This is a genomic window from Aliiroseovarius sp., assembly GCF_965228805.1.
Classification (GTDB): domain Bacteria; phylum Pseudomonadota; class Alphaproteobacteria; order Rhodobacterales; family Rhodobacteraceae; genus JASBTN01.
Map to the genome: position 1 here is coordinate 4,034,568 of NZ_CBDDIE010000003.1, position 20,586 is coordinate 4,055,153.

General features: G+C 65.6%; 18 protein-coding genes and 1 tRNA gene. 8 read left to right on the plus strand and 11 right to left on the minus strand.

Annotation, left to right across the window (positions count from 1 at the left end):
- Positions 1-17: 17 nt before the first annotated feature.
- Positions 18-653, plus strand: a complete 636-nt coding sequence (locus ACO07D_RS20935) for a YjbF family lipoprotein (protein WP_421704867.1) — start codon at positions 18-20, stop codon at positions 651-653.
- Positions 654-728: 75 nt separating this feature from the next.
- Here ACO07D_RS20935 and ACO07D_RS20940 read toward each other — a convergent pair whose 3' ends face one another.
- From ACO07D_RS20940 to ACO07D_RS20950, 3 genes are all read right to left on the minus strand, one after another.
- A complete protein-coding gene (locus ACO07D_RS20940; RefSeq protein ID WP_421704868.1) occupies positions 729-1,079 on the minus strand; it encodes a hypothetical protein in 351 nt (116 codons plus the stop codon).
- A 122-nt stretch (positions 1,080-1,201) separates the two neighbouring features.
- Positions 1,202-3,328 carry a GumC family protein gene (locus tag ACO07D_RS20945; protein ID WP_421704869.1) on the minus strand — a complete coding sequence of 709 codons (2,127 nt, stop codon included), beginning with the start codon at positions 3,326-3,328 and terminating at the stop codon, positions 1,202-1,204.
- Positions 3,329-3,420: 92 nt separating this feature from the next.
- On the minus strand, positions 3,421-4,074 hold the full coding sequence (locus ACO07D_RS20950) for a sugar transferase (RefSeq protein ID WP_421704870.1): 654 nt from the start codon (positions 4,072-4,074) through the stop codon (positions 3,421-3,423).
- A 335-nt stretch (positions 4,075-4,409) separates the two neighbouring features.
- Between ACO07D_RS20950 and ACO07D_RS20955 the strand changes: the two genes are divergently transcribed.
- Positions 4,410-4,485, plus strand: a tRNA-Thr gene (locus ACO07D_RS20955).
- Positions 4,486-4,541: 56 nt separating this feature from the next.
- Here ACO07D_RS20955 and ACO07D_RS20960 read toward each other — a convergent pair.
- Both ACO07D_RS20960 and ACO07D_RS20965 read right to left on the minus strand, forming a co-directional pair.
- The gene (locus ACO07D_RS20960) at positions 4,542-7,667 is read right to left on the minus strand and encodes a bifunctional diguanylate cyclase/phosphodiesterase (protein ID WP_421704871.1); all 3,126 of its coding nucleotides are present in this window, start codon (positions 7,665-7,667) and stop codon (positions 4,542-4,544) included.
- Between the two features lie 273 nt (positions 7,668-7,940).
- A complete protein-coding gene (locus ACO07D_RS20965; protein WP_421704872.1) occupies positions 7,941-9,611 on the minus strand; it encodes an ABC transporter permease in 1,671 nt (556 codons plus the stop codon).
- Between the two features lie 106 nt (positions 9,612-9,717).
- On the opposite strand from ACO07D_RS20965, the gene ACO07D_RS20970 reads away from it, so the two are divergent.
- From ACO07D_RS20970 to ACO07D_RS20980, 3 genes are all read left to right on the plus strand, one after another.
- Positions 9,718-10,596, plus strand: a complete 879-nt coding sequence (locus ACO07D_RS20970) for a hypothetical protein (RefSeq protein ID WP_421704873.1) — start codon at positions 9,718-9,720, stop codon at positions 10,594-10,596.
- Positions 10,597-10,674: 78 nt separating this feature from the next.
- Complete coding sequence (locus ACO07D_RS20975; protein WP_421704874.1) at positions 10,675-11,052, plus strand: hypothetical protein; 378 nt, start codon at positions 10,675-10,677, stop codon at positions 11,050-11,052.
- A 31-nt stretch (positions 11,053-11,083) separates the two neighbouring features.
- Positions 11,084-11,749, plus strand: coding sequence for a phytanoyl-CoA dioxygenase family protein (locus ACO07D_RS20980; protein WP_421704875.1), 666 nt, complete (start codon positions 11,084-11,086; stop codon positions 11,747-11,749).
- Positions 11,750-12,221: 472 nt separating this feature from the next.
- On the opposite strand, the gene ACO07D_RS20985 is transcribed toward ACO07D_RS20980, so the two are convergent.
- Entirely contained in the window at positions 12,222-12,488 is a 267-nt protein-coding gene (locus ACO07D_RS20985; protein ID WP_421704876.1) for a DUF2312 domain-containing protein, read from the minus strand.
- 124 nt (positions 12,489-12,612) lie between these two features.
- On the opposite strand from ACO07D_RS20985, the gene ACO07D_RS20990 reads away from it, so the two are divergent.
- Positions 12,613-12,828 (plus strand): hypothetical protein, encoded by a 216-nt coding sequence (locus ACO07D_RS20990; RefSeq protein ID WP_421704877.1) that lies wholly within the window; start codon positions 12,613-12,615, stop codon positions 12,826-12,828.
- Between the two features lie 72 nt (positions 12,829-12,900).
- Here the strand turns inward: ACO07D_RS20990 and ACO07D_RS20995 are convergent, their stop codons facing one another.
- From ACO07D_RS20995 to ACO07D_RS21010, 4 genes are all read right to left on the minus strand, one after another.
- Positions 12,901-13,509: a Hint domain-containing protein gene (locus ACO07D_RS20995; RefSeq protein WP_421704878.1), complete on the minus strand. Its 609-nt coding sequence runs from the start codon at positions 13,507-13,509 to the stop codon at positions 12,901-12,903.
- A 263-nt stretch (positions 13,510-13,772) separates the two neighbouring features.
- Positions 13,773-14,456, minus strand: coding sequence for a Hint domain-containing protein (locus ACO07D_RS21000; protein WP_421704879.1), 684 nt, complete (start codon positions 14,454-14,456; stop codon positions 13,773-13,775).
- Between the two features lie 222 nt (positions 14,457-14,678).
- Positions 14,679-15,329 carry a Type II secretory pathway, pullulanase PulA gene (locus tag ACO07D_RS21005; RefSeq protein WP_421704880.1) on the minus strand — a complete coding sequence of 217 codons (651 nt, stop codon included), beginning with the start codon at positions 15,327-15,329 and terminating at the stop codon, positions 14,679-14,681.
- A 75-nt stretch (positions 15,330-15,404) separates the two neighbouring features.
- Positions 15,405-17,033 carry a long-chain-fatty-acid--CoA ligase gene (locus ACO07D_RS21010; RefSeq protein WP_421704881.1) on the minus strand — a complete coding sequence of 543 codons (1,629 nt, stop codon included), beginning with the start codon at positions 17,031-17,033 and terminating at the stop codon, positions 15,405-15,407.
- A gap of 186 nt (positions 17,034-17,219) precedes the next feature.
- Between ACO07D_RS21010 and ACO07D_RS21015 the strand changes: the two genes are divergently transcribed.
- The gene (locus ACO07D_RS21015) at positions 17,220-18,173 is read left to right on the plus strand and encodes a DMT family transporter (RefSeq protein WP_421704882.1); all 954 of its coding nucleotides are present in this window, start codon (positions 17,220-17,222) and stop codon (positions 18,171-18,173) included.
- 61 nt (positions 18,174-18,234) lie between these two features.
- Positions 18,235-19,251: a hypothetical protein gene (locus ACO07D_RS21020; protein WP_421704883.1), complete on the plus strand. Its 1,017-nt coding sequence runs from the start codon at positions 18,235-18,237 to the stop codon at positions 19,249-19,251.
- Positions 19,252-19,321: 70 nt separating this feature from the next.
- Here the strand turns inward: ACO07D_RS21020 and ACO07D_RS21025 are convergent, their stop codons facing one another.
- A complete protein-coding gene (locus ACO07D_RS21025) occupies positions 19,322-20,458 on the minus strand; it encodes an SPOR domain-containing protein (RefSeq protein ID WP_421704884.1) in 1,137 nt (378 codons plus the stop codon).
- Between the last annotated feature and the right edge of the window lie 128 nt (positions 20,459-20,586).

Here is a 20,586-nt window from a genome sequence, read left to right on the forward strand (position 1 = left end):
CTTTTGCTCTTGGGGCTGTGGCGTTGTTGCTGACGGGCTGCGCGGATACAGGCGGTATCGAGCACGGCAATAGCGCGGTGATCGGCACCAATACGGCGATGAAGCGGCTGTTCAAACAGGATGCGCGCCACAATCCGGTACAGGCGGCGCGGGTCGAGGCCCTGGCCCGGGCCGGTGCCCCGGCCATCATTGCACAGATCGAGTCCCGCGCGGCGCAGGGCGCGCTTTATCAGGTGCAAAGCCGCAAGGGCGTGAGCGCGTATCTGTCGGCGGACGGCAGCCTGATCACGCTGGACCAGGGGTTCCTGAGCGCAACCCGCGGCCTGGGCGGCGACCTGATGTCCAGCGAACACGCCCGGGTCATTCCGATGGTACTGGCCCGGCGCGAAGGCGCGGTGGAACGCACCTTTCGCCATCTGAACGGGGACGACCGGCTGGTTGCCGAACGCTTTGTCTGCCGGGTCGAGAACCGTGGCGCGCGCGAGATCCCGGTGCCGGGCGGCGCCACCGCGCAGACCACCTTCCTGGCCGAGATCTGCCTGAGCGAAGGGGGCGAGCTGCGCAACCTCTATTGGGTCGGGCAGGATGGCCAGCTGGTGCAATCGCGCCAATGGGCGGGCGACTGGCTGGGCATGATCGCGATTTTGCACTGACCCGCCACGGCCAGACCGCCGATCCCCCGCAGCGTAGCGGGGGCGGTCATCGATGACCGTTGGGCGGGCGGTGCCTTACTGGCCCGCGCCCGTGGTGCTGCCGGTCGATCCTGCGCCGCCCAGACCGGCCGCTGCGGCGGCAAGGCCACCGGCCCCGGCGATGATCGGCAGAAGGCCCGGCACGATATTGGTCACGCCTTTCGCATCACCGCCAACCGCGATCGGGAAACATTCGTCATACTGGTCCTGCGCCGCCTTGCTGAGCCGCGCGCCCTGGTCGACCTGCTGTTGCAGCGCCTTGCAGGCCTCGCTGACATCCGCGGCGGCCAGCACACCGGGTGCGGACATGGAAACGACGGAAACCGCCAGCAAAGCAGCGGAGAGTTTGGCGGTGATCTGCGCCGTGAATTTCCGGTAACGTGCCATTGTTGCAGTCCTTTTCCCTTTGGCCCCTGGGGCCTGTGTATCCTCAGAACATTACCAAGACATGAGTTGACTTGGCAATTCTTTCCCTGTGGTTGAGTGGCACCGCGGGCCCGGAACACAACTCAACCGGTGTTGTAATAATCGGCACCATAGCCCGCATAGGCGCCGTGGCGCCCGCCATAGCCATATTGGCGCATGCCCTTCGGGTCGATCTGAGACAGGGCCAGCCCGGTCACCGGCGTGCCGCCCTGGTCGAACTGGCGAATGCCGTTCTGCACCTGGCTGCGCGCGGTGTCGTCCCAATTGACCACATAGATGATCGCATCCGCGGCCCCGGCGATGACCCGCGCGTCGGGCACCACCAGCACCGGCGGCGTGTCGATGATCACCACGTCATAGAGCGTGCGCACCTGCCCCATGAATTCGCGGAACTTCTCGGACGAGAACAGGTCCGCCGCATTGGTCGTGCTCTTTTCGCCCAGGATCACATCCGCGCCGAACTGGTCCGAGCGCTGCACCACCTCGCCGATCTCTCGCGCGCCGGACAGAACCGCCAGCAGGCCGCTCTTCGCCTCGTCAAGGTCGAAATACTGGCTGAACACCCGGCGGCGGATGTCCCCTTCGAGCAGCAGCACCTTCTTGCCCATCCCGGTAAAGTTCTGCGCAAGCGCAATGGCGGCGGTGGTCTTGCCCTCGCCGGGCAGCGACGAGGTGACCATGATCACCTGCGGCGGCGCGTCCACATTGGACAGAAGCACCGAGGTGCGTAGGTTGCGCACCGCTTCCGCCGCGGCCGAGGTCGGCTTGTCGGCCAGGTACTTGATCACGCCCGCGCGGGTGTCGCGCACCGGCACGCGCGGGATCTGGCCCATGACGGTGTGGCCGGTCGCGACCTCCAGCTCCTCGGCGGTGCGAAAGCCCGTGTGCAGCACCTCGCGCAGGATGATCGCGGCCGCGCTCAGCACGAAACCCACCAGCCCGGCCAGCACCATCAGGCGCGCCTTGCGGGGTGATGAGGGGTGGCGCGGCACGGCGGCATGGGACAGGACGCGGCTGTCGGCCTCCTGGATCCCGGCCTGCACGGCGGTCTCCTTGAGGCGGCCCAGGAAGTATTGATAGATCAAACGGCTTGCCTCGGCCTCGCGCTGCAATTGCTGGAGCGCAACCAGATCGTCCGACTGGCGTTCGAACTGGGCGTTCAGCTTGGCCACGCTGTCGCGCAGGCTTTCCTCTTGCAGCCGGGCGCGGCTCACGTCCTGACGGGCGCGTTGCAACAAGAGGTCATAGCGGGTCCGAAACAGATCGCCATCGCCGGACCGCGCATGGACCCGACGCAGGTCGGGATCGGCGGCAACTTCGAGCATGCGCGCAGCGTCCCCGCCTGCCAGGGCGGCTTCGAGGCTGGCCAGACGCGCCTCTACCTCGATCCGCGTTTCCCCCATGTTTTCAAACCGTTCACGCGCTTCCTTGAGCTGGCGATTGAGCCCCTCCAGCGCCTCGACGCTGACCAGGTCGGTGTTTGAGGTAAAGCTCTTCACCTCGGCCTCGGCGCTTTCCAGGTCGATCTTCAGCTCGCCAACCCGCTCGGACAGCCAGGCGGTCGCCTGTTCGGTCGCCTCGAATTTCACATCCAGCTGCGAGCGGATGTAAAGTTCACCCAACCGGTTGGCCAGATGGGCGGATTTGTCCGGTTTGGTGGTGACGAAGGTAATGGTGAAGACATAGCTCTGCCGCTCGTTCCTGACCGTCAGCGCCTCCAGGACCCGGTCCACCGTGGCGTCGATCAGCGGCTGGCCGGACAGCGGCGGCTCCGCCTCGCGGCCCAAGAGGGCGTCTTTCCAGGCGTCCAGCGGAATGGCGGGGGCGGGGCGCAGGGCGGGGTTGAATTCGGGGTCCGTGGTCAGATCCTCTTCAATGACCAGCCGTTCGACCAATCCGCGTGACCGCAGCACGGCGACCTCGGTATTGATGCTGGCCTGATCCCCGGCGAGGCCCGAGACCACGCTGTCGAAATCCACCACGTTTTCCTGTCGGCTTTCCAACACGACAACCGAATGCGCGGTGAACTTGCGCTGCGCACCATGGCTGGCATAGAGCCAGGCCAGAAAGACGCAGAGGGTGGTGACCAGCAGGATCAGCCACTTGCCCCGCCAGAGGGTCCGGAAGAGCGCCAGGATATCCACGTCATCGGCCGCGCCGTGCTCGCCTGTCGGCGCCTGCTGTGCGATCTGCCTGGATTGCCTGTTCATGTTCATCGCGTGCAAACTCGCTTGGAAATGCTCAACTCAAGGGCTTGTTTCACAGCGACGGGGCCAGATCAACGTATGCCACCCGCCCCGCATCACGCGCCGGACTGGGTCAGGACCGTTCGGACCGTGCCCAGCACAAGCTGCAGATCCATCGCAAACCCCGCATTCTGGATGTAATGCAGATCGCCGCGGGTCTTGTCGCGGGTGGCCTCGGTGCCGATCACATAGCCCAGGTGAACCTGGCTGTACCCGCTGATGCCCGGGCGCACGTCGTGACGGCGGCGGTATTCCGGGATCTGGCGCAGGTAGCTGCGCGCATGGTGGATGTAATCCGGGCGCGGGCCGATCAAGCTCATTTCCCCGCGCAGCACGTTGAAGACCTGTGGCAGTTCGTCGATCCGGGTCTTGCGCAGGAATTTCCCGAAGCGCGTGATGCGGTCATGTTCCAGAGGCTCTTCCGTCCCGCGCGCGGGCTGCCCCGCCGCGCGCATGGAGCGGAACTTGTAGGCCGTGAAGGGTTTGCAGCCCCGCCCCATACGCACCTGCGAAAAGAACACCGCCCCGGGGTTCAGAAACGGGTTGAGCAGCACAAGGGCCACCATGCACACAAGAACGATGGGCAGAAGGGCCAGCGCCCCCACCACATCGAAACCACGTTTCCAGACCCAGAATGCCCGGCTTCCGCCGACGCGGGGCGTCGGAGAGATCGAAATATCACTGAAATCGACACTCGCTTCCAACACCACCGACAAGCCCTCCCTCTTTGGCCTGCCCCTGGCAAGTCAGGGGTATACATCCTTAAGGAGAACTTCAAAAAGGTAAACAGAGTGTTAACGCGCGCCATATATATTGTGTTAAATTTTACTTTTCTCACAGTATTTTGGTTTTGCGATAAAAAACCGAATGCTTGGCGATCCCGCCCGTGCAACCCTTGAGGGTAAGGCCGCCAGCGCCCAAATCAGCAGCCCCGACGGGATCGGATGGGCCGATACGTGACGGACGCTGGCAGACGAACACGCGAAAGGCTTTCCTGCGCAAAGGCGCTTGCCGCCCTTTCCAGGCTCTGTTACGGAGGGGCCAGGCCGGTATAGCTCAGCTGGCAGAGCACCTGATTTGTAATCAGGGGGTCCCGGGTTCGATCCCTGGTGCCGGCACCACCCTCCCCGATCCGAAACGCCCGCCTGGGCGATCCGCTCTGCCCGGACGGGATGTCTCAGACAATCGGGAAGCGGCGTGGCAGGGTCAGGCACTCCTCCAACGTCAGGGGAACTGCAAACAGGAACCCCTGACCGCAGAGCCCCGGGTGGGCCGACAGGAAACGGCGTTGGGCCGGGGTCTCGATCCCCTCGGCAATCACCTGGGCATCGAGGCGGCGCGCGAGGTCCAGGATGGTCTCGCACAGGATACGCGCGGCGGGTTTGTCGGGCAGGTCCTTGACGAAGGCGCGGTCGATCTTGAGCACATCGAACTCATAGCTCAGGCAGTGCTGCAGCGTGGCATAGCCGGTGCCGAAATCGTCCAGCGCCAGCTGCATCCCCATCTGCCGCATCTGCCCCAGGCGCTCGGCCACTTTGGGGTTGGTGCCCAGAAGGGTGCTTTCGGTGATCTCGGCCACGATGGCGCCGGGTTCCAGCCCGGCCTCGGCCAGGCAGTCGGCCCAGCCCGCCATGCTGTCCTGGGGTTCGGTCAGTTGCACAGGCGAGACATTGAGACAAAGCTTGAGCCCATCACCGAACCGCTGCCGCAGCCGGGGCAGTGCCGCGCAGGAGCGCGCCAGCACCCAGTCGCCGATGGCGCCGACCAGCCGCGCCTCTTCGGCCAGGGGAATGAAACGGTCCGGACCGATCAGCCCCAGGCGCGGGTGGTTCCAGCGGATCAGCGCCTCGACCTTGACCATGGCGCCGCTGCCCAGTTCGACGATCGGCTGGAAATGCAGCTCGAACTCATCCCGCGCCAGGGCCCCGTTCAGGTCCTCCATCAGGTGCAGCCGGTCCTGGGCCACCTCGCCGATCTTGGCCGAGTAGCGCCGCGACCGGTTCCCGCCCGCCAGCTTGGCCGAATACATCGCCAGATCCGCGGCCTGAAGCAGCGCTTCGCCGTCACCTGCATCCTGCGGAAACAGCGCGATGCCCAGGGAACAGGACATATGTGCCTCCTGCCCGCCCATCGGATAGGGCGCGGACACGGCGGCGACCAGAGCCTCAGCCATGCGGTCAGCGCGCAGCCCGACGTCGGGCCCGGTCAGCACCACGATGAACTCATCCCCGCCCTGGCGTGCCACCAGATCCTCGGGTTCGACCGTGTCGCGCAGCCGCGCCGCCAATTCGGCCAGCACCAGGTCACCGCCCGTATGGCCCATGCGGTCATTGACCTGTTTCAGCCGGTCGAGGTCGAGGTAGAGCAACGCGACCTCCTCCCCCTGATCCTGGGCCTCGGCGATGGCGCGTCCCAATCCCTCGGCCAGGCTGACCCGGTTGGGCAACTCGGTCAGGCTGTCGAAATGCGCCTGGTGCCAGATCGTTTCATTCGCCTCGTAAAGGTCCGTCATGTCGCGCGACAGGATGACGAAACGGCGGGGCGCGAAACTGTCGGCCTCGACAAGGTTGATCGACAGCCAGACCGGGAACTGCCCGCCCTCGGCATGACGAAAGGCCAGCTCGCCGCTCCATCCCCCCGCCTCACGATCCCCGGGCGCCCGGGTCAGCCCGGCCAAGCGACGTGCCAGCCGGTCGCGATGCTCCCGTGGCACCAGCTTGGAGAAACGCATGCCGACCAGCTTGTCCGCCCGGTGGCCAGTCTGTTCCGAAACCGCCGGATTGACCGAGGTGATCCGCCCATCCGGGTCCACGACGATCATGCCTTCCGACGAGTTTTCGAACACCATTGCGGCCAGGCGCAGCCCCTCTTCGGCGCGCCGCCGCCCGGTAATGTTGCGCACCACGAGGATGGTTTCATCCGCCCCTTTGACCGGGCAGGCGCGGGCCTCGAACTCCAGCGGGCGGCCGTCAATTTCCAGCGGGTATTCCCAGGACACGATCTCGCGCGTTTCGGCGTGTCTGGCCATGTTCTCCGTGAACAGCTCCAGCGCGCGGCCGGGCAGCATCTCTTCCATGCGCCGCCCCATGAACGTCTCGGGCAGCAACAGAAGGTCGGATCCGTTCGAGGCGCGGTAATCGAGGATGCGCGTGTCGGCATCCATGCGGAAATAGAGGTCGGGCACCGCGTCCAGCAGCGCCTCCAGCTCGCGGGCGCGCTGCGCCTCGCTTTCCTCGGCGGCGCGCCGGGCTCCCGCCATCGTCTCGAACCGGCTGCTGAGGTGGCGGAACTCCTGCACCCGGGCGGTCATGCGCGCCTCGCCTTCGCCGGACTGGCCCGCTTCCAACTCGCGCACCGCACCGGTCAGCGCTGCCAGCGGGCGCAGCACGTCACGGGTCAGAAGGCCCATGGCCATGCTCCAGACAAGGACCAGCGCCCCGCCGAGCAACAGGAACCTGAGCAGCGCATTGGCGTCGGCGCGCCGGAGCGCCTCTTCGACCGGGATGCCGATCACAACGCGCACCGCATGGCCTGCGCCATCCTCGAACAACACGCTGCGCGACACCACGCGGCGCACCCCGTCACGCCCGCGCACCGGCTCGCCCTTCGCCGCTTCGGCCCGGGTGCCCAGCACGTCCAACGAAGCGAGGCTCTGGCCCAGCGCGCCCAGGCTGGGCGGATGCTGGGCAACGATGGTGCCCTCGCGGTCCAGGATCAGAGCGATCGCGCCTTCGGGCAAGTCCTGTGCCCCCAGCCGCTGCCCCCACCATCCCAGCGAGACCACCGCGACCACCGCACCGGCCACCGGGCCCGACGCCCCCCGGGGTTCGACCGGATAGGCGAAGTTCACGCTGGTCACTCCGGCGGCGCGGTCTGTCTGAAAGGTGCCGACGCTGAACATGCGCCCGTCCACCGCGCGTCGGAAATAGGCGCGGTCGGCAACGTTCACCGAGTGGGTCATCGGCAGCGCATTGCACAGGAGCGCCCCATCCGCGCGCGGCACGCCCAGATTCACATAGGCGATTTCAAACGGCAGCAGTTCTGCCACGAAGGCGCCGCAGGCCGGATCGGACGGATCTTGCACCGGATCTGCCTGGGCAAGTTCCTCAAGAAACTGCCGGGTCGACTGGATGATTTCGCGCTGGGTCGCGGCCAGGTCCTCGGCCACCAGGTGGCTTTCCTTGCGATAGGCCTCGATCGCCATATCGCGTTCCGCCAGAGTTTGCAGAATCACCGCCACCAAACCCGGCAGGGCCACGAGGACCAGCAGGAATTGTAGCCTGAAATTCAGCGTGCGCAGCAAACGAGCTCTCCCCTTAATGGCGAGAGCTTAGCCGATTTATCGCGCTTGGCTACAGCGAACCTGCCAGCAGCGGCAATGCGTTGCAGACAGGTTCCAGTGGGGGCATGTCTTGCACCACCTGGTGCACAAATGCGGGTCCGAACGCGCCTGATTTCTCAGGCATTAGCGATGTGTAACCGGACCGGCATTTCGCGCAGACATGTGCCGTTCGCCTGGAAGATCGCCGCACCGGGTGCCCGGACACCGCCCCGCGGCGTGCACGGTGGGGACAGCTCAGGTCACCACCCGGTTGGACCGCGCCATCATAACCACCGCAACCAGCCCGACGGAACAGACCAGAAGCGCCGCCGGGGAGGCATCGCCGATGCGCTCCAACGAGGCATGCTCATACACCCTGGTCGACAGGGTGTTGTAGTTGAACGGGCGCAGAAGCAGGGTCGCGGGCAGCTCCTTCACGCTGTCCACGAAGACGAGCAGCAGCGCGGTGCCGACCGAGCCCTTGATCAGCGGCACATAGACCTCGCGCAGGGCGCCACCCGCCGAGCGACCGAGCGAGCGCGCCGCCATCGGTAGGCTGGGAGACACCCGCCCCATCGCCGCATCCGCCGCCCCCTGGGCAATGGCGAAGAAGCGCACGCAATAAGCCAGCACCAGGGCAAAAGCAGTGCCGGTCAGCACCAGGCCCGGATCCCAACCGGTCAGCGCCAGGATCGTATCGGCCTGCCAATTGTCGACAATCGCCAGCGGCACCAGGATCCCGACGCCCAGCACCGCCCCCGGCGCGGCATAGCCCAGGGTGGTGAAGGGCAGGATCGCCGTGGCCGCCCGCGAGCGGCCCAGGCGCACTCCGTAGACCAGGAACAGCGCGGCGGTCACCGTCACCACAGCGGCAATCCCGCCCACGGTCACCGTGTGGGCAAGGGCACGCGCGAGGCCTGGCTCAAACCAGCTTTCGGGATTGGCGAAGGCATGGCTCATCATCACACCAATCGGCAAGATGAACCCCACGGTAAAGGGCACTGCGCAGAGCAGAAAAGCCAGGAGCGCGGGCAAGCCGGTCAGGCGCACCGGCTCGATCGGGCGCTGCGCGCGCGACAGGTTGTAGAAGCGCGAGCGGCGGCGGCTGAGTTTTTCCAGCCCCACCAGCAGCAGCACCAGCGCCAGCACCACCAGGGCGATCTGCGCAGCCCCTCCGGCGTTGTGCGCTTCGAGCCAGGTCGAGAAAATGCCGGTGGTCAGGGTCTGCACGGCAAAGAAGTCGACAACACCGAAATCGGCCGCCGTCTCCATCATCGCGATGGCGGCGCCTGCGGCGATGGCCGGGCGTGCCAGCGGCAGGCCCACGCGCCAGAACCGCGCGAAGGGGCCGGCACCCAGGGCGCGGGCGACCTCGAAGGTCGAGCCGGACTGTTCACGAAACGCAGCCCGCGCCAGCAGGAAAACATAAGGGTTCAGCGCGGCGCCCAGCACCACGATGGCGGCGCCCAGCGAGCGGATCTCGGGGAACCAGTAATCGCGCGCGCTCTGCCAGCCGAACATGTCGCGCATCGCGGTCTGCACGGGGCCTGCATATTCCAGGAAATCGACCAGCGCATAGGCCCCGACATAGGCCGGGATCGCCAGCGGAAACAGCAAGAGCCACTGCAGGATCTGCGAGCCCGGAAAGCGGTACATGGTCACCAGCCAGGCCGCACCGGTGCCGATCGAGGCCGACAAGACCCCAACCCCAAGACACAGCATCAGCGTATTGGCCAGGTAACGCGGCAGGGTCGTCGCCATCAGATGCGGCCAGATGTTCTCCGCCGGGTTGAAAGCCATCCAAAGGATCGCCAGGATCGGCCCCAGCACCATCGCCGCGATCATCAACGCGCCCATGGCCCAACGGTCGGGCAGGCGCAGGGTTGCACGGGCGGCTGTCGGTGCCTGAGTGTTTTGCTGGGTCATGATCCCGGCTCTACGCCAAACCGGTTTGCCTGTCCAGAGAAGCACCATATACTGACGAGCAAAGACCACTCACAGGCCAACAGGCCAGATCCGGGGACAGCCCAGAATGCACATCTCCTACCACGTCGGCGCCCATTGCACCGATGACGACCAGTTGGTGAAGTCCCTTCTCAAGAACAAGGGACGGCTGGCCGAGGAAGGGGTGATCGTGCCCGGTCCCGGGCGCTACCGCAACCTGCTGTCCGAGGTTGTCCCGAAACTGGCGGGCGATCCGGCCAGCCGGGAAACGCAGGAAATGCTGCTGGATGCCATGCTGGACGTGGATGATGCCGAGCGGCTGATCCTGTCGCATGACAATTTCCTGGGCGGCCCCCGCAAGGCAATGGAAGGTGGGCAGCTCTACCCGATGGCCGCGCGCAACACGGCCTGGCTGCGCAACCTCTTTCCCGATAACCCGGTCGAGTTCTTCGTGGCCCTGCGCAACCCGGCGAGCCTCGTGCCCGAGCTGTGGCGGCGGCTGTCGGGCCATGTGGACCTCAAGACCTTCCTGGGCAGCTTCGATCCCCATGCGCTCTACTGGTCCGATGTGATCCACGCCATTCGCGACGCAAACCCGGACTGCCCGATCACCGTCTGGTGCAACGAGGATACGCCGCTGATCTGGAAGGAACTGCTGCACGAGGTTGCGGGGCTCGATCAGGGGGTCAAGCTGATGGGTGGACTGGATGTCATGGGACAGATCACCGCCAAGGAGGGCATGAAACGCCTGCGCGCCTACATGAAGACCCACCCGGCCCAGAACGAGATCCAGCGCCGTCGCATCCTGTCGGCCTTCCTGGACAAATACGCGCTGGACGACGTGATCGAGGAAGAGGTCGACCTGCCCGGCTGGACCGACGAGTTGGTTGCCGAGATGAGCGCAGGCTACGACGACGACATGCTGGAGGTGAAACGCATTCCAGGGGTGACGCTGCTGACCGCCTAGGCCTTGCAGGACGGGCCTGTCCCGCCATAGTGCTCCTGAACAGATTTTTAGGTTCGAATTTCAGCAGGAGAGCGTTCCATGCCACAAAATGCCAAACAAGCCGCCCAGATCCAGAAACTGCGTGTGGAAGATATCGAGTGGCGCCAACAGGTCTCGCGCGACACAGACGCAAGTGACTTGGTCATCAAGACCACGCTGGTGCTGAACGGCACACCGCACGACGGCAGCATCGTGACGCGTGCCTTCCTGGAGTTCGTCCCGCGATGCGATGTCTACGCGCCGAAGTTCGAACCGGCGCCGAAGGGCAAGCCCGGCGGTACGATCCGCTTCTCTGCCGACCTCGCCAGCCTGCCCGCCATGAAACCACTGCTGGCCCAAGATGCCCTGTTCGTCACCTATTCCGAAGAGCCAGACGGCGGGCGCAACGTCGTGCTCTCGGGCGCAGAGTACACCTGAGAGGGCATCGCCCCTCCCGATGCGAGGCCCCATGACCGCGGATTTTCAACAGGACTTCGCAAGGACGGGCCGCCTCTGGCTGCGCGGCGCCCTGTCCGGCGCCGAGCTGTCCACCCTGCGCGAGCTGGCGACGCTGGGCGGGCGCCCCGGCGCGCGTGTGGCTGCGGACAGCCCGCTCTTCACCGCCATCGTCCGGGCGCCGTTTTCACGCGAAATCAACCGGATATGGCCCAACATGCGCCCTGTGCGCGTGGTGAATTTCGACAAGACCGCCGGGGCCAACTGGGGCGTTCCCTGGCACCAGGACCGCATCATCGCGGTGAAGGAGCGCCACGATCTGCCAGGCTTTGCCAACTGGTCGCGGAAAGGCGATGCCTGGCATTGCGAGCCACCGCTCGATCTGCTGAACCGCATGCTGTTCACCCGCATCCACCTGGACGCCAGCACAGAAGAAAACGGCGCGATGGAGATCGCGCCCGGCAGCCACACCGAAACCCGCGTGCCCAGCGACATGGCCGAGGCCACAGCCGCGCGCTACCCCAGCGAACTGACCTTGGCCCAGCCCGGCGACGTGCTGGTGCTGAACATGCTGACCCTGCACCGTTCCCGCCCGGCCACGGTGAACACCGGGCGGCAAACCCTACGCGTGGACTACGCCCCCGAACCGCTGCCTGAACCGCTCGACTGGGCCACCTGAAACGCCCCCTCTTTTTCTTGCCAAAAATATCTCGGGGGTGTGACAAGACCGGACAGGTCTTGTCACTTGGGGGCAGAGCCCCCATCCGGCACATGCCGCAAACGCATCCGATCCGGAACCCAAGGCCGCCCTCCGCTGGGCGACGCAGCTCTCGCGGGCGAAGCCCGCTGCCGCCCTCCGCTGGGCGACGCAGCTCTCGCGGGCGAAGCCCGCTGCCGCCCTCCGCAAGCTACGCAGCTCTCGCGGGCAAAGCCCGCTGTCGCCCTCCGCAAGCTACGCAGCTCTCGCGGTGCAGGCACCGCTGCCGCCCTCCGCGCGTTTTGCTTTGCAAAACGCGCTACGCCCAACTTTTGACAAGCCGAAGGCGTAGGCAAAAGGCGGGAGCGCCACCGGTGTCAGACACCCGCCCGAGATACGAAAAACCCCGCTCACCGGGGTGAACGGGGCCGATCTCAGCATGGATGGCGCGGGCTCACATGCCCAGCGCTTCCTTGTACATGTCCAGGATCGCCTCTTCCTCGGCGATGTCATCGCGGTCGCGTTTGCGCAGGGCGACGACCTTGCGCATCACCTTGGTGTCATAGCCGCGCGACTTGGCTTCGGCCATCACCTCTTTCTGCTGCTCGGCGATGTCCTTCTTCTCGGCATCCAGCCGTTCGAACCGCTCGATAAACTGGCGCAGCTCGTCGGCCGTCACACGGTAGCTCGAGGGTTTGTGCTCTTCTTCCATACCGTCCATGGGGTCCTCCGGGTGGGCAATGCCCCTGACTACCCAAGCCCTGCGCGGGCTTCAAGGGGTTGCGCGACGCGCCCCCACGGGGTAGGCGCAGGACCGCGGAAACGGCACAACCCCGGAGGCCCCCATGGACTGGCTCATCATCATCGGTGCGATCATCTCGATCATCGGCCTCGTCGGGCTGGTGGCCTCGGCGGTGCAGGTCATGCGGGCCAAGAAGGCCGGGCTGCAAGACGACGCCCTGAAGGCGCGCATGCAGAAGGCCCTGGTCCTGAACATGGGCGCGCTGGCCCTGTCGACCCTGGGCTTGATGGTCGTGGTGCTGGGCATTTTCCTGGCCTGAGCCGACACCCCCCGGACCACACGAAAAGAGGCGCCCCGTGCGGGACGCCCCCCTTCCTCCCCCTCTGGCCGATCAGGCTGCCAGGGCAAAGGGATCGCCATGGGACAGGATACCCACCATGGCGCGGGCCTGTTCCATCCCCAGAACAGTGAAGAAATTCGAGCGCGTCACTTGTTCGCCCATGCGGGCGGTCGACGGGCAGTGCAGGAGTGCCCCGGTATTGCCGTAAACCACCTCGTCCTCGTCAAAGCCCAGCGTCACGATCTCGACACGTTCCTGCCCTTCTTGCCAGTGGATCCCACGATAGCCGGCCAGCGCGGCGGCGGGCAGCAGCACCAGGGGCGAGCCGAAGGCGTCCTCGGCAATCTCGGCCTCCATCAGAACGTGCTGTCCGGGCAGCAGGGTCATCTCTGCGCAATTGTCCAGCGCCCCGCCGGGCACGATCAACTGACGCGCCGGGGTCAGATCTTCGCGTTTGATATCAATGATCTGGCGCAGACCGCCGTCCAGCGTATAGACTGCGTCGCCGCGCATCAGCCGTTCGACCGGGCGCCAACCATCGGCTGCTTCCAGCCGGGTTCCAGCCACCAACCCGCCGCGCGCGCGGGTTTGCGTGTGCAGAAGAATGTCCAGGTCAACCGGTTGAGCCTGGGCGAAAGCGGTATTGGAATGCATGAACATGGTGTCTCTCCTGATCTGATCCGTCCGGCTTGCTGGCCGGGCCCCGTTGGGCGATGAGACAAGGAAGCACCCGAAATCTGCCATGATTTCGCCCACTTTCGGGCCAGATTGTGGCATCATTTCGACAACGGCCCCAATCCGGGCAGGATTGCGGCATTTTGATGATGGGGCGGAAACAGTCGTTAACCCGCTGTCAACCATGATGGCCCGTCAGCGGCGATTGTTCCGCGATTTTCACCCCGACACGCGCCGGGAATCACCTCTCAGGCCACGTGAGTCGCCGCCCTTTGCCAGTTGTTGGTTTCCATCATGGGCACGCTGGGGCCGAAATCATCTTCGTCCCAGCCCATCACCTCGGCCAGAAGTTCGGCCCGATCCCGATCCAGCACCCGATAGGGCATGGGGCGGTAGCCGTCACACATGAAATCCACGCTGGCCACGCCGGCAATCGCCGCCGGACAGAACACAAGCGCCCCGCCATCGGCATAAATCACCTGGTCCTGCGCGAAATGCAGGGTGACCACGTCGAAGGCCTGCCAGGGGCGCATGCGGTCGATGCCCTTGAAGCCCAGCAGCACCTCGGCCGGGATCAGGGCGAAAGGATCGTCCAGCAGTTCCTCGGCCGCATCGCTTTCGACCATGACGCTCTGTTCCGGCAGCACCGTCATTGGTCGGTCGTTACCCAACACGCCCGCGGGCACCGCGATCGGCAGCAGGTGGTCGGGGCAATCGCCCGCCTCAAGCCAATAGGCCCCACGGGTCACCGCCGTGATCGGCTGCATGCCATTGTCGAAGGTCAGGATATAATCGCCGGTGGTCAGCGCCTCGACCGGGCGCCAGCCCAGGTGGGTGGCCACGATCGACCCGGCGGCAAATCCGTGCATCTGGCTGACCTTTGCAGGGCCCTCCCCGACAGGCGTCTGGTCTTTCCAACGAAAATCCGACATCGTTTCATCCCCATTTAGCGGCACCGGGTGGCAGCCCGGCCCCTCGATGTGAAATCCCGGGTGGCAGCCCGCCGTATCGAAGTCACATCGAAGTTGATTAAAACTTTTCTGATTCTCGGGACCGCAGTTGGACGCAAACGGGGCGAGAATGGGGCGGAGTTGCCCAATGCACGACAATGCCGGGGCAACATGGGGCATTGTCCTCATTCACGCAGGCAATGTTCAATCGAAGCTGTACTCGAAGCGGGAAATGTCGTCGGCACAGACCTCGGCGACAAGGGCGCGGGTCGCGTTATCATAATAGCCGCGATAGTCGCGGTCGCGCTGCGAGGCATTGATGCGCTGAAGCGGGCCGATGCGAAAACCCAGGTGCTCTTCCAGCGCGGCCAGGTCGGCGTCCACCTGCTCCAAACGCAGAAACAGGTTGCAGCGCTCGCGCCCCTCGCGGTCGCGCACATAGCGCCCGTAGGGGGCAAAACGCATGGCGGCGAGGGTTTGCGGGTGGGCGACGAAATCGGCAAAATCGAGGCTTTTGGCCAGCTCCACCGCCGGGTGGTCGAACATCTGACTCTGCAGCCAGTGGTAATAGCTGACCATGCGGTCCCAGGGGTTGCGCACGAGGGTAAAGATGAAGAGCTTGTCGACCTCCTCGGGCGTGATCAGCCCATAAAGGTCAGTGAGCATCGAATGTTTCCACAGCCGCCCGGCGCTGTTCACCCCCTTGACCCGCCCCCGCCTGCGCACGGCCTTGGGCGTGTCACCCAGCAGGATGTCATCCTTCATCGCGCGGTTCTCCAACGCCAGTGACAGCGCCGTGCCCCCGGTCTTGGGGGCATGGAGGAAGAGGTAATTGCGTCCGCGCGACAAGATCATGGTGTCACCCTAGCGGCGGGCGCAAAAATTTTCAGAAAATTTTTCCCAAGACTTTTCTGAAAAGTCTTGGGCCGCTCACATTTCCTTCGCGGTCTTGCGCAGCTCGAACTTCTGGATCTTGCCGGTCGAGGTCTTGGGCAGATCGGTAAAGATCACCAGCTTGGGCGTCTTGAACCCCGCCAGCCGTTCACGCACGAAGGCGATCAGGTCGGCCTCGTCCACCGTTTCCCCGTCCTTGAGTTCGACAAAGGCACAGGGCACCTCGCCCCATTTATCATCGGGCTTGGCCACAACGGCACAGAGCGACACAGCGGGATGGTGCATCAGCACGCCTTCGACCTCGACCGAAGACACGTTCTCGCCACCCGAGATGATGATGTCCTTGGCCCGGTCGGTGATCTGGATGTAGCCGTCGGGGTGCTGCACCGCCACGTCGCCCGAATGGAAGTAGCCGCCCGCAAAGGCTTCTTCGGTCGCGTCCGGGTTCTTCAGATATCCCTTCATGACCGAGTTGCCGCGGATCATGATCTCCCCCGCCGTCTGGCTGTCCATCGGCACCTGGGTCATCTGTTCATCCATCACGGTGACATGTTCCATCATCGGCATCGCCACCCCGGTGCGCGCCTTGATCGCCGCCTTCTCATCCTGGGGCAGGTCATCCCAGAGCTGGCCATTCCAGGTGGTTTCCGTGATATGGCCATAGGTTTCAGTCAGCCCGTAGACCTGGGTGACGTTGAAGCCCAACGGTTCGATGGCGGCGAGCGTGGCGGCAGGCGGGGGCGCCCCGGCGGTGAACACCTCGACCACGTGGTCGAAGTCGCGGCGGTGACCCTCAGGCGCGTTGATGATGGTGTTCAGCACAATGGGCGCACCGCCGAAATGGGTCACGCCGTGGTCGGCGATGGCGTCATATATCGCCTTGGCGGTCACATCGCGGCAGGTGACGATGGTGCCGCCGACCAGCGGCATCATCCAGCTGTGGTTCCAATTGTTGCAGTGAAACAGCGGCACAATGGTCAGGTATCTCGGGTAAAGCCCCATGTTCCAGCTGATCGGCGTACCCATGGTCATCAGGTAAGCGCCCCGGTGGTGATAGACCACGCCCTTGGGCCGCCCTGTGGTGCCAGAGGTATAGTTCAGCGCGAGGCTTTCCCATTCATCTTCGGGCATGATCCAGTCAAATGCCGGGTCGCCGCCCGCCAGGAAGTCCTCGTATTCCGGATATTTGCCACTGGCCGGGTGGCCTGCCTCGGCCGCGCCCACCTCGATCACCATCGGCGCGGGGCCTTCCATGCGTTTGATCGCGGCCTCGACCAGGCCCAGGAACTGCGCATCCGCCAGCACCGCCTTGGCCTCGCCGTGGTCGAGGATATAGGCCACCGTGTCCACATCCAGCCGGATGTTGATCGTGTTGAGCACGGCGCCGCAGGCGGGAATGGCGAAACAGGCTTCGACATGGGCAAGCGTGTTGGGGATGACGGTCGCGACGACCTCGCCCGGTTCCACACCGGCTTTCGACAAGGCCGAGGCCAGTTGGCTCACCCGCGCGTGATATTCGGCGTAGGTAAAGCGACGGTCCCCCTCGACCAGCGCCATGCGCCCGGCAAACACGCTGGCCGCGCGGCGCAGATGGGACAGCGGCGTCAGCGGCACATGGTTCGCCGCGCATTTGCCCAATCCGGTCTCGTCCTTCATCCAGCCCATGGGCTCCCCTCCCGATCGTCCTGTGGCCTTCGGCGCGCCGAGCCTCCTCCTGCCCGCCGCCACCTGGCTGTCCCCATTTTCTTGTCGCCCGTGTCGCTTTTGGAATGTCGCCTTCGCGACGGGGCGTCTACAGACAAGAGCGCATCCCCTGCCCCATGGTCAATGGGCAAAGACGACGGAGCATATATGTCCAACGACAATCCGATGGCGGCCGCAGGCGTGGTCTTTGCCGCGATGTTCCTTCTGGGGCTGATCGACAATGCGGTGGCGGTGATCGCACGCGACACCGGGCTGTGGCAGTTCCACGCGATGCGGGGCGTGCTTGCGACCGCGATCCTCGCCACCATGAGCGCGCTGGGCTATGCGCGGCTCAGGCCAAACCGGCTCTGGGCCGTGGCCCTGCGCGGCGGTTTTACCGGGGTGGCGATGCTGATCTATTTCGGCTGTCTGGGCTTCATGTCGGTCAGCCAGGTCGCCGCAGGACTGTTTACCGCACCGATCTGGGTCATGATCATTGGCGCGCTGTTTCTGGGGCAGCCCGTCGGCCCAACCCGGATTTCCGCGGCCCTTCTGGGTTTCGGCGGGGTGCTGTTGGTGTTGCAGCCGTTCCAGGGCGGGCTGGACCCGGTGGCCCTTGTCCCGATGGCCTCGGGCTTCTTCTATGCAATCGGCGCCCTGGCCACACGGCAATGGTGCGAGGGGGAAAGCACCCTGTCGATGCTCTTGTTCTTCTTCCTCTGGCTCGGGCTCTTTGGGCTGATCGGCACCCTGTGGTTCACCCTGTTCCCGGTCGAGGTGCCAGCCGGGCCCGACGGGTTCCTGCTGCGCGGGCTGGTCTGGCCTGGCACGACCAGCTGGGCTTTGCTGGGCGTGCAGGTGGTCGGGTCCATGGTCGCGGTTGGTATGTTGTTTCGCGGCTATCAGCTGGGCGACGCGGCTCAGGTGGCGATCTTCGAATACTCACTGCTGATCTTCGCCGCCTTCTGGGGCTGGATCCTGTTCGGCCAGACCCTGACACCCCTGGCGGTGCTGGGCATGGGGCTGATCGCGCTGTCCGGCGCAGTGATTTCGCGACGTTCCAAGCCCCCGGTGCTGGAAAATGCGACCGCCGAGCCTCAGGGCGGTGGCCTCGCCCCCTAGAAATCGCCGCCGCGCAACTGTATGATGGCGCGCAGAAAAACGGGTGGCGGGAACGAGCAGAATGACGGCCCTCTCACAGTATGACCGGCTGGAAGCCCCGGGCCTGTGGCGCGGGAGCGAAGGCGAACAGCGGCGCAACGTGATCGTCTCGCTGGGCGAGGCGACGCTGACCATTGCCGACATGGCCGAACATCCGCTGACCCATTGGTCGCTACCCGCCGTGCGCCGGTTGAACCCGGGCACGCGGCCCGCGCTGTTTTCCCCCGGCACGGATGAGGACGAAGAGCTCGAGCTTGACGATGACACGATGATCGAGGCGCTGGAGCGTGTGCACACGGCCATCGTTCGCCAGACCCCGCGCCCGGGGCGGCTGCGTTTCGTGCTGACGGCGGCGGGGGTGCTGGGGTTTGCAGCACTTGGCATCTTCTGGCTGCCCGGCGCGCTGACGGATTACACCGCCCGTGTGGTGCCCGAACCCACCCGGGCCGCGGTGGGGCAGCGCCTGCTGTCACGGATCACCCGGGTGACCGGCATGCCCTGCACAGACCCGTCGGGCCGCGCGGCGCTCGGGCGATTGGCCAGTCGGGTGCTGGGACCGGGTCAGGCCCAGGTCATGGTGCTGCCCGGCGGCCCGGCCGACGCCAGCCATCTGCCCGGCGGCATCCTTCTGCTGAACCGTGCGGTGATCGAGGATTACGAGGAACCGGATGTGGCTGCCGGATACCTGGTGGCGGAGGCGCTGCGCCGCGATCTGGAAGACCCGATGCGTGCGCTGCTTAGCCAGGCGGGATTGGGCGCAACCCTGCGGCTTTTGACCTCGGGCCAATTGCCGGATGCAGCCCTGGATGCCTATGCCCAGACCCTCGTGACCCGCGCCCCTGCCCCGGTGCCGACCGAACAGCTTGTCGCCCGCTTTGCCGAGGCCAGGCTGCGCAGCAGCCCCTATGCCTATGCGCTGGATCAGACCGGCGAAAGCACGCTCGACCTGATCGAGGCCGACCCGGTGCCCGTCGCCGAGGCGCGGCCTCTGATGGATGACGGCAGCTGGATCAGCCTTCAGGCGATCTGCGGCGAGTAAGCGCACACGCCCATGAAAAAGCCCCGGTCGGTCGGGTCCGCCGGGGCTTTCAGTTTGCGTGGCGCGGGGGTTATTTCACCGCGTAAGCATCCGCAAAGCCCAAGCCGCGCACCTTGCCCAGCGCCTGGGTCAGCTCGGCGCTGTCCGCAAAGGGCCCGGCCTGCACCAACCGCAACGCCTTGCCGCCACGGGTCACTTTGACCATGCGCACGGGCAAGCCCAGGCGGGCAATGCGCTGCGCGGTGCGCTGTGCATTGGCGGGATCGGCAAAGCTTGCCGCCTGGATGAATCGCGCGTCCGCCCCGGTCTCGGCCCCGCGACGGGGCGCCGACATGGAGGAATAGGTGGTCGACGCGCCGGGGGCGGCTTCGACCCGCTGCATCGGTACGCTGTCGTCCCAGACAGCAGCCATCTGCGCATCCCCGGCAGCGGTGCGCGGGCCACGGTTCGGGTTCAGCCGATCATCATCCCAGGCAGCGCGGTAGCCTTCCGGCAAGGCCTGCCCGGCAGAGGGGCCAGTTCCGGGCGCAGCAACACCCGTGGCAGGGGCCGCCTGCGCCGTGCGGGGACGGTTGCGCACATATTCATGCGGGCTGCGGGTGGCGATGATACGCAGGGTCTCGCCAGTGGACAGCTGCACATTGCGCACCACCTGCTCACGCGATGAACAGGTATAGCGGATCTTGACCCGACCGGCAGGCACGACCATCTCGTCGCCCGGGTTTGCGCAGGCCACATGCACGGTGCGGATGAGGCTGGCGGCGGGCGCCTCGGCCTCGACTTCGGTGACGCGGCGCGTGGCTGCAGGCGCGGGGGCCGGTTCCGGCGCAGTTTCCGGGGCCGCCGCCGGTGCGGGCGTTGACGCGGGTGCAGGCCGGGGCGTGGCGACCCGGCTTGTCCGGGTCGGGGCAGGCGCGGGCGACGGTTCCGGCGCAGTGGCCGTCGCCGTGGCGCGGCGCGAGAAGGTCGGCGCGAGGCCGCAGACCACCTTGCGATCCCGCGTCACCCGCGGCACCCAATTGGTGCGCCCGCTGACCCCGGCGCGCACATAGGCGCAGCCGCGGCTGTCGACATAGACGTCGCCCCGATAGTTGGACGGTGGCGTTTCCGCCGGTTGCGCGCCTTGCGCCAGCGTCAGCGCCTCGGCACTGGTCGTTGTCAGGATGGCAGCGATTGCGGCGATGGCCGTGGATTTGAAACTCTGCATACTGTGCCCCCACACAAAATATGGTGGGAATGATGCAGGAGTTACCTAGCCGAGTAAAGGGTCAATCCGCCACGCGCGCCCGGTTTGTCCAAGCGCGCGCAACAATGGTTAACAAATGGTCAGAAGGG

Coding starts and splice junctions, on each gene's coding strand:
- ACO07D_RS21010 (WP_421704881.1), bottom strand. CDS start 17,033: ATGGGCTGGATGAAGGACGAGACCGGATTGGGCAAATGCGCGGCGAAC.
- ACO07D_RS20995 (WP_421704878.1), bottom strand. CDS start 13,509: ATGTTCATGCATTCCAATACCGCTTTCGCCCAGGCTCAACCGGTTGAC.
- ACO07D_RS21025 (WP_421704884.1), bottom strand. CDS start 20,458: ATGCAGAGTTTCAAATCCACGGCCATCGCCGCAATCGCTGCCATCCTG.
- ACO07D_RS20975 (WP_421704874.1), top strand. CDS start 10,675: ATGCCACAAAATGCCAAACAAGCCGCCCAGATCCAGAAACTGCGTGTG.
- ACO07D_RS21000 (WP_421704879.1), bottom strand. CDS start 14,456: ATGTCGGATTTTCGTTGGAAAGACCAGACGCCTGTCGGGGAGGGCCCT.
- ACO07D_RS20985 (WP_421704876.1), bottom strand. CDS start 12,488: ATGGACGGTATGGAAGAAGAGCACAAACCCTCGAGCTACCGTGTGACG.
- ACO07D_RS20990 (WP_421704877.1), top strand. CDS start 12,613: ATGGACTGGCTCATCATCATCGGTGCGATCATCTCGATCATCGGCCTC.
- ACO07D_RS20965 (WP_421704872.1), bottom strand. CDS start 9,611: ATGACCCAGCAAAACACTCAGGCACCGACAGCCGCCCGTGCAACCCTG.
- ACO07D_RS20945 (WP_421704869.1), bottom strand. CDS start 3,328: ATGAACAGGCAATCCAGGCAGATCGCACAGCAGGCGCCGACAGGCGAG.
- ACO07D_RS21020 (WP_421704883.1), top strand. CDS start 18,235: ATGACGGCCCTCTCACAGTATGACCGGCTGGAAGCCCCGGGCCTGTGG.
- ACO07D_RS21005 (WP_421704880.1), bottom strand. CDS start 15,329: ATGATCTTGTCGCGCGGACGCAATTACCTCTTCCTCCATGCCCCCAAG.
- ACO07D_RS20940 (WP_421704868.1), bottom strand. CDS start 1,079: ATGGCACGTTACCGGAAATTCACGGCGCAGATCACCGCCAAACTCTCC.
- ACO07D_RS20970 (WP_421704873.1), top strand. CDS start 9,718: ATGCACATCTCCTACCACGTCGGCGCCCATTGCACCGATGACGACCAG.
- ACO07D_RS20980 (WP_421704875.1), top strand. CDS start 11,084: ATGACCGCGGATTTTCAACAGGACTTCGCAAGGACGGGCCGCCTCTGG.
- ACO07D_RS21015 (WP_421704882.1), top strand. CDS start 17,220: ATGTCCAACGACAATCCGATGGCGGCCGCAGGCGTGGTCTTTGCCGCG.